This window comes from Thiomonas sp. TH-17 (assembly GCF_057473305.1).
In genome coordinates, this window is the sequence record NZ_JBYCKI010000194.1 from 1 (window position 1) to 6,978 (window position 6,978).

Annotated in this window: 9 protein-coding genes; all 9 read right to left on the reverse strand. The window is 63.5% G+C overall.

Going from position 1 to position 6,978, the window contains the following annotated elements; all coding sequences use genetic code 11:
• Positions 1-18: 18 nt before the first annotated feature.
• Positions 19-489, reverse strand: a complete 471-nt coding sequence (ptsN, locus tag AC2VLV_RS11595; protein WP_486990134.1) for a PTS IIA-like nitrogen regulatory protein PtsN — start codon at positions 487-489, stop codon at positions 19-21.
• A gap of 128 nt (positions 490-617) precedes the next feature.
• Positions 618-950 carry a ribosome hibernation-promoting factor, HPF/YfiA family gene (hpf, locus tag AC2VLV_RS11600; RefSeq protein ID WP_286731621.1) on the reverse strand — a complete coding sequence of 111 codons (333 nt, stop codon included), beginning with the start codon at positions 948-950 and terminating at the stop codon, positions 618-620.
• 349 nt (positions 951-1,299) lie between these two features.
• A complete protein-coding gene (locus AC2VLV_RS11605; RefSeq protein WP_486990135.1) occupies positions 1,300-2,322 on the reverse strand; it encodes a substrate-binding domain-containing protein in 1,023 nt (340 codons plus the stop codon).
• Positions 2,323-2,465: 143 nt separating this feature from the next.
• Positions 2,466-3,257, reverse strand: a complete 792-nt coding sequence (gene tetH / locus AC2VLV_RS11610) for a thiosulfate dehydrogenase (protein ID WP_486990136.1) — start codon at positions 3,255-3,257, stop codon at positions 2,466-2,468.
• A gap of 153 nt (positions 3,258-3,410) precedes the next feature.
• Positions 3,411-3,743 carry a DMT family transporter gene (locus AC2VLV_RS11615; protein WP_486990137.1) on the reverse strand — a complete coding sequence of 111 codons (333 nt, stop codon included), beginning with the start codon at positions 3,741-3,743 and terminating at the stop codon, positions 3,411-3,413.
• Positions 3,744-3,813: 70 nt separating this feature from the next.
• Positions 3,814-4,884, reverse strand: coding sequence for a diguanylate cyclase (locus tag AC2VLV_RS11620; protein WP_486990138.1), 1,071 nt, complete (start codon positions 4,882-4,884; stop codon positions 3,814-3,816).
• The gene (gene gloA, locus AC2VLV_RS11625) at positions 4,871-5,260 is read right to left on the reverse strand and encodes a lactoylglutathione lyase (RefSeq protein ID WP_486990139.1); all 390 of its coding nucleotides are present in this window, start codon (positions 5,258-5,260) and stop codon (positions 4,871-4,873) included. The genes AC2VLV_RS11620 and gloA overlap by 14 nt, the downstream gene beginning before the upstream one ends.
• 79 nt (positions 5,261-5,339) lie before the next feature.
• Positions 5,340-6,782, reverse strand: a complete 1,443-nt coding sequence (gene cls, locus AC2VLV_RS11630; protein WP_486990140.1) for a cardiolipin synthase — start codon at positions 6,780-6,782, stop codon at positions 5,340-5,342.
• A 29-nt stretch (positions 6,783-6,811) separates the two neighbouring features.
• Positions 6,812-6,978 (reverse strand): M48 metallopeptidase family protein (locus AC2VLV_RS11635; protein WP_486990141.1); only part of this gene is annotated, 167 nt, incomplete at its 5' end.

Sequence of the window (6,978 nt, forward strand, 5' to 3'; positions counted from 1 at the left end):
TGATGACGCCACTGAGGCTCATGCTGCGGTTTGCAAAGGCGCCCAGACGCTGATGCGGTGGTGCAGCGCGGCGGCGTCGGCTTCGCTCAGGAGTTGTTCGCGCAGATCGGTATCGGAGAGCATTTCTGCGATGGTCGACAGCAACTCGAGGTGCTTGGCATTCGCGCTTTCGGGCACCAGCAGCACCACCAGCAGCGACACCGGCAGATTGTCCGGCGCCTCGAAGGCGATGGGTTGACGCAGGCGAATGACGGCGGCGCTCGGTTGCTTGAGCCCTTTGATGCGCCCATGCGGAATCGCCACGCCCTGACCGAGCCCGGTAGAGCCCAGCCGCTCGCGGGCGAACAGATTGTCGGTAATCAGCGCCCGGTTGAGGCCAAGGCTGTTTTCAAACAGCAGTCCGGCGTATTCAAACGCACGTTTTTTGCTGCTGACGTCCACGTCGAGTTGCACATGGGTCGGCGGCAAAATCTGGGCAAGACGGTTCATGGGATCACGCTTGGGCCAAAGAGGAAAGCGAGTTTAAACGGGTTTTGCGGCAGTTCGTCCCCACCGCGAATCCGGTCAGGGAACTCCGTTGCGGATTCGCGGCAAGGGTCAACATCAGCAAAAAGCGATCAACTCGCCAGATGTTTGCCCGCAGTGGCCTGGTGATCGCGCAAGCGGTTCTTGTGCTCCACCACCTGCCGGTCCAGCTTGTCGACCAAGGTGTCGATGGCCGCGTAGAGGTCTTCATGCTGACTTTCGCAGAAGATCGATTTGCCCTTGACCATCAGATTGCATTCGGCATGCTGGCGCTTTTCCTTTTCTTTGAGCTTTTCCACACTGAGTAGCACGTTCACATTCACCACTTGATCGAAGTGCCGCACCACGCGATCAAGTTTGGTTTCGACGTAACTGCGCAGGGAGGGGGTGACATCCAAATGGTGGCCGCTGATGGTCAGATTCATAGTGAGGCTCCTGATTTCGGAAAGAAAGGAAACAGCAGGGCGGGCGCCTTGCCGGGACGGTGTGTAGGGTGGTTCGATCTCCTGTGTTGTGCGCTTCGGCGCTTGTCCGTTGCGCGGTTGTGATTGAGCTGTCAGATTCAGTGTGCTACCGCCCCCCGCCAAAATCAAGCCTACTCCCGCCCACTTCACCGGGTTTTTGCTGACAGTCGCCAAAACGTGCAAATGTTCACACTCGAGTTCACACTTTCACGAGCCCTACGGGTAGGGCGGACGCGCCGCACAAGACAAAAAATCGCCCCGGCCTTGCGGCGGGGGCGAACGAAGGGCCAAACTGCGAATACGGAACCGCTCAGCCGGGCTTGTGAGCCGACACCGGCTTGAAGTCGTAGCGCTCAAAAATTTTCAGTGCCGTGGGGGAGCGCAGGAATTCAGCCCACATCAGACCCGCTTTCGGGTGTGCGGCGCCTTTGACCACTGCGGCGGCGTATATCGCCGTGGTATTCAGATCGGCGGGAATGGGCACGTTGCTGATGGGGTGGCCCGCCTGCTCCTGGAAGATGGCTTCTGATTTCCAGGTGACACCGGCCTGCGCCACGCCTTGCATGAGATAAAGCGGCGTCTGGCGATGGTGGATGTGGGTGAGCGTGGTCTCGCCATTCTTCACCTTGGTGTCATAGACCGCCTGTTCCAGCGCATCGCCCCCGGCTTTTTTCAGCGAGGCCTCGATCTGCCGCGCCACGCCTTCCCAGGCGGGATTGGGCATGGACAGGGTGACGCCGGGCTTGCCCAGATCGGCCAGCCCGGTGATGTGCGCCGGATTGCCCTTGGGCACCATGATGGTGAGGTCGTTGCTCACATAGGGGATGGCTTTGCCGGTGAGCACGCCATGGTGAATGCCCGCCTCGATCTTTTTCAGCCCGGCGGCAAACACATCGGGCTTGACCGTCCAGGTCATATTGCCCACGGTGATCGTGCCGCCCGCCTTCATCTGCTTGAGCAGAATGCCGGGGGGCAGGGTTTCGTAGAACACGCGGCCCTTGAAGTCGGGATGCTCTTTCTCGAAGGCCTGCACCAGCGGCGCCATGGCGAAGTAGTAGTTACCGGCCACGAAGATCACCAGCTTGGGATGATCGAGATCGCCATGAAAGTCGGGCAGATCGTTGATTTCGGGAACGGTGAATTCCAGGCCCTTGTTCAGCGCGGGGTTGTTGGCGCCGTGCTGCCAGGGCGGAAAGATGGTTTCCTTGTATTGCGGGGCATGCACTTTGCCCTGCCAGCCGGTGTCGGCCTGTTGCGCGTGGGCAAGCACCGGCAGGGCCAGCAGCAGCGCGGCCAGCAAGGGGGCGCTTGAGACGAGAGGGATACGACGCATGAAAGTCTCCAGTTATGAATCTAGAAAGAGTGCCCCCAGACCTGCCGCTGTGCGTCAGGCCCCCCGAGGGGGATGAGAAAACTTGGGGCGGCCCTGCGTTTTCTCATGGGATGGATTGAAGCGACCGGGTGCGCAGCGAACGCTCAACCGGCGTAGCGATAACCCGCGTTTTCGAGCTCGACCAGCGTGGCCACGATGCCGGGAGTGAGCACGGCGCCGGGAATCAGATGGTTGGTGAATTCGGCAGCCATCTGCGCGTGCGAGATCTTGTCGGGGTTGTGACCGATGGCGTGCAGATGCCCGGTAAGCTCCCAGATGGCGTTGTGGCAGGCCAGAAACACCGCGCCACGCTCTTGCAGCACGGTGATGCTGTTGTCGGCGGGCGAATACACGCCCTTGGCGTCTTCGACCGATTTGGGGTCGGCAGCGGCAGCGGGAGAAGTCTTGATCCAGGTATTGGTCTTGGCCTTGCCCTTGGTCAGACTGCCCAACTGGTATTTGGCCCACAGCGCATCGTCATACAACGCGAGGTGTGCCGGGCCGTGCGTGGCCGAAACGGCCAGAAAATCGGGATGCTTGAACGACCAGATCTGCGCGTTCATCGAGTTGCGCATGAGGTTGAGCCACGGCCCCTCCAGATTGGTGTTGTTCCACACTTGCTTGGGCTGACCGGCGTAGGCCAGCACCAGATCGAGCGCCTCGGCGTCCCACTCGTCGCGGTTTTCCAGAATCATCTGCGTGGTCTTGAAGTCGCGGCGACGCGGGGCGGCGGCCAGTTTTTTGCCGAGCTCGGCCAGCGTGCTGGCACCTTGCGGCATGAAACGTTCTTGCGCCGAAGCGGCCTGGGCGGTTTTTGCGCCAAGCGCCGTCAGGCCAAGGCCCGCGACGAGAGTGGATTGCAGCGCCAGGCGGCGCGAAGCGAGGGGTGAGGTCATGGGATAGTGCTCCGAAACAATCGCGCGGCAGTTGCGCGCGTCAACATGACCAAAAGATAAGACGGCGCGCTCAACAAAACCAACGGATATTTATTCTGAGATCAACCACCGCAGTCGATTGATCTGGCCGCGTAGCAGCGTTCGGGTAGCGCCTTAATGCGCCACCGATTTGGAGAACAGGTGGATGACCAGCACCCCGGCGAGAATCAGCCCCAGCCCGACGAGCGCGGGCAAGTCGAGCGACTGGTGGTAGACCACATAGCCGATCAGGGTGATGAGCACGATGCCCACGCCCGACCAGACGGCATAGGAAATGCTCATCGGGATGGTCTGCATGGTGCGTGACAGCAGGTAAAACGCCAGGGCGTAAGCCGCCACGACCACGATCGAAGGGGCCAGACGCGTGAAGCCGTGCGTGGCCTTGAGCGCGGTGGTGCCGATCACTTCGGCGGCTATCGCACCGAACAGAAATAACCAGGATTGCATGGAGCGAGCATACCCGGCGCCGATGACTCGCCTTCGCTGAAAGGCCATCGGGCCAACCGGAAGGGCGCTCTCAGTCGGCCTCGACCACGCGGTTGCGGCCAAGCTCCTTGGCACGGTAGAGCGCGCCGTCGGCGGCGTCGATCCAGCTGCGCAACGTTGTGCGTTCCTGTTGTGCCACAGCCAGACCGATGCTGCTGCTCAAGCGCAGATCGGGAGCTCTAGGCAAGTGCAACTGTTCGACCTGCTGGCGGATGCGTTCGGCAATCATGCGGGCCGAGCCCTCGGGCGCAGGGCCGATAACCACGGCGAACTCATCGCCGCCGTAACGCCCTGCACTGTCCTGCGGACGAACGTTGGCCCCGATCACCGCGCCGACCGCGCCGATCACTTCGTCGCCTACGGTATGGCCATAGGTGTCGTTGATGGATTTGAACCGGTCGATATCAATGATCATCAGAGTGACCGGCTCCGCTCCCGGCTGCCAGGTGGTCAGAGCTTCGGTGGCGCGCAGGATCCAGTGTTCGCGCGCCTGCAGCCCGGTCTGTGCATCGGTGCGGCGCAGCTCGGCAAGCTGTCGGTTCTGCCGGGCGATGGTGCGCATCAGCCGCGTGCCACGGTAGGTGTTGACCCAAGTATGGACGAACATCAAGGGCAGAATGCTCACCTGCACCAACAGCGAACTTTCGAGCTGCACGGGCCGGTGCAGTAGCAGCCCGGTTGCAACCGCGGTGAGCATCAGAAGCAATAGCGAATACAGCCACCAGCGCCGAATCAGGGTGTAGGCCTTGTCGAGCGTGGTGACCACGGCCAGCACCAGGCCGACCAGCAGGTTGAAGTGCATCAGCGCGATCCACAAGCCGACCAGGAACGAGTCAAACAGGAGATTGCGCTTCTCCGCCGCGTAGCGCTGGGCGCTGCTGCGCGCCTGTGCGTAAGCAAGGTGCGGCCAAACCAAGAAGGTCAGCACCAGCAGCGTCCACAGCATCGCCGTCGCATGCTGTTCAAGCAGCACGGCGGCCACCGGCAGCCCGGCCAGCACCATACCCAGCACGCGAGCCGGGTAGATCAGCCGATAGAGCTTTTCGCGGGAGGCCGGGCCATCGAGCGCCAGCGCTCCCGTGTGCTCTTCAGAGGGTGCCATGCTGGATCAGCTCGATCTTGTAGCCGTCAGGGTCTTGCACGAAGGCGATGATGGTGCTGCCTCCGGCTACCGGGCCGGCCTCGCGGGTGACCTTGCCGCCAGCCGCCTTGATGCGTGCGCAGGCTGCGGCTGCGTCATCCACGCCCAGAGCGATGTGGCCGTAGGCGGTACCGAGGTCGTATTGATCGACGCCGTAGTTGTAGGTCAACTCCAGCTCGGCCTGCGCCGGGTTGGGCTCGAAGCCGAGGAAGGCCAGGCTGTATTTCTGCTCGGGGCGGTCGGTGCTGCGCAGCAGCTTCATGCCGATGACCTGGGTGTAGAAATCGATGGAGCGCTGCAGGTCGCCGACGCGCAGCATGGTGTGGAGAAATCGCATGAGGAATCCTGTGAAGTAAGGCGTGGCCCCAAAGCGTAGCGCGCGGGCGGGCTGCGCGTTGTCGGCCGCCCAGCACCGCTTACAGAATGGGCCCCACGATGGCCAGAGCGTTCTGCCAAAGTTGCCTGGGCGCGCTCCAGGCGGCCACTTCGTCCAGGGTGATGCGGCGGCTGCTGGCGAGATACTGCGCCTGCCGCTCGCGCAATGCCGCGGTGATTCCGGCGTCGAGCAGCAGGATGTTGTTTTCGTAGTTCAGGTCGAAGCTGCGCCGGTCCATATTGGCCGAGCCGATGAGGCTGAGATGGCCGTCTACGGTGATGGACTTGGTGTGCAGCAGCCCAGGGCTGAACTCGTGAATCTGCACGCCGGCTTCGAGCAGGGCGCGGTAGTGGCTGCGCGAAGTGGCGGCCACGGCGAAGTCGTCGTTGCGGGCGGGGAGGATGAGCGTGGTCGATACTCCGCGGTTGGCCGCGGCGCACAGCGCGGCCTGCAGCGCGGGCACGGGCACGTAATACGGCGTGGTGATGACCAGCTCGTGGCGCGCGGCGAAGATGAGCGACTCGAACAGTTCGGGCATGGCCGCCCTTCGGTCGGTGGGGCCGGTGGCGATGACCTGGGCGATGAAGCCGTCTTGACCGTTTTGGATTTGCGGCAAGGGCTCGGCCAGCAGGGCGGTGAGGTCGTCGCCACCGTTGCCCATCCAGTCGGTGGCGAAGAGGTGCTGGTTCTGGCGCACCACCGGGCCTTCGAAGCGCACGAACAGATCGACCCAGGGGCCGTATTTCGCCTTGGGCAGGAAGGCGGGGTCGGCGCAGTTCTGGCTGCCGCAGTAGCTCAGACGGTTGTCGATGACGACGATCTTGCGGTGGTTGCGCAGGTCGATGCGGCCCCGCAGCGCGCGCAGCAGCGGATTGCCCACGGGCAGCGCCCGCAGCACCTGCACGCCAGCGGCGGCCAGAGCAGGCCACTGCGCGCTGCGGATGAATGCGTGCGATCCGAGATCGTCCACCAGAGCGCGGCAGCTCACGCCACGAGCGACGGCGCGGCGCAGAGCATCGGCCACGCGGCGGCCGTTGCCATCGTCCAGCCAGATGTAGAAGAGCAGATGCACGCTGTGCTGCGCCGCGTCGATGTCGGCCACGATGCGGGCGATGGCGGCATTCGAGTCGGCCATCAGCTCGGCTCGGTTGCCGCCGACCGCCGAGTAGCCGCTGATCGACGTGCCGAGGCGAAACAGCGGCGCGTCCTGGTCGGGCGGCAGCGCGGCGTTTGCGGGCCAGCCGGGAGCGGTTTCAGGGCGGGGCAGGCCGCGGGCGACGGCGCTCAGCCGCTCGGCCCGTCGGCGGCCGATCTGGGTCGTGCCAAACAACAGATAGGCCAGAACGCCGAGGTAGGGAAAGGCCACCAGCATGAGCAGCCAGGCCACCCGCGACTCGGGCTGACGATGCGCGCGCAGCAGCACATGCACCGCGCAGGTCAGGGCCAGGGTGAGGTGCAGCAGCAGGAAGAGCAGGGGCGTCATGGGAAGCTGGCGGATTTGTTCACACCCGCTCACTCCCACGGCGGCAGGGCGGCCTGTCGCAAATGCTGCCGCGCCTGACGGTATTCGGGGTAGAGGCTGCCCACATGCGCCCAGAAGCGCGGGCTGTGGTTCATTTCGCGCAGATGCGCCACTTCGTGCGCCACCACGTAATCGACCAGTTGCGGGCTGAAGTGCA

What these genes read in the sequence shown, in the direction of transcription:
- tetH (WP_486990136.1), bottom strand. Translation starts at nt 3,257, where the DNA reads ATGACCTCACCCCTCGCTTCGCGCCGCCTGGCGCTGCAATCCACTCTC.
- AC2VLV_RS11605 (WP_486990135.1), bottom strand. Translation starts at nt 2,322, where the DNA reads ATGCGTCGTATCCCTCTCGTCTCAAGCGCCCCCTTGCTGGCCGCGCTG.
- AC2VLV_RS11620 (WP_486990138.1), bottom strand. Translation starts at nt 4,884, where the DNA reads ATGGCACCCTCTGAAGAGCACACGGGAGCGCTGGCGCTCGATGGCCCG.
- hpf (WP_286731621.1), bottom strand. Translation starts at nt 950, where the DNA reads ATGAATCTGACCATCAGCGGCCACCATTTGGATGTCACCCCCTCCCTG.
- AC2VLV_RS11615 (WP_486990137.1), bottom strand. Translation starts at nt 3,743, where the DNA reads ATGCAATCCTGGTTATTTCTGTTCGGTGCGATAGCCGCCGAAGTGATC.
- gloA (WP_486990139.1), bottom strand. Translation starts at nt 5,260, where the DNA reads ATGCGATTTCTCCACACCATGCTGCGCGTCGGCGACCTGCAGCGCTCC.
- ptsN (WP_486990134.1), bottom strand. Translation starts at nt 489, where the DNA reads ATGAACCGTCTTGCCCAGATTTTGCCGCCGACCCATGTGCAACTCGAC.
- cls (WP_486990140.1), bottom strand. Translation starts at nt 6,782, where the DNA reads ATGACGCCCCTGCTCTTCCTGCTGCTGCACCTCACCCTGGCCCTGACC.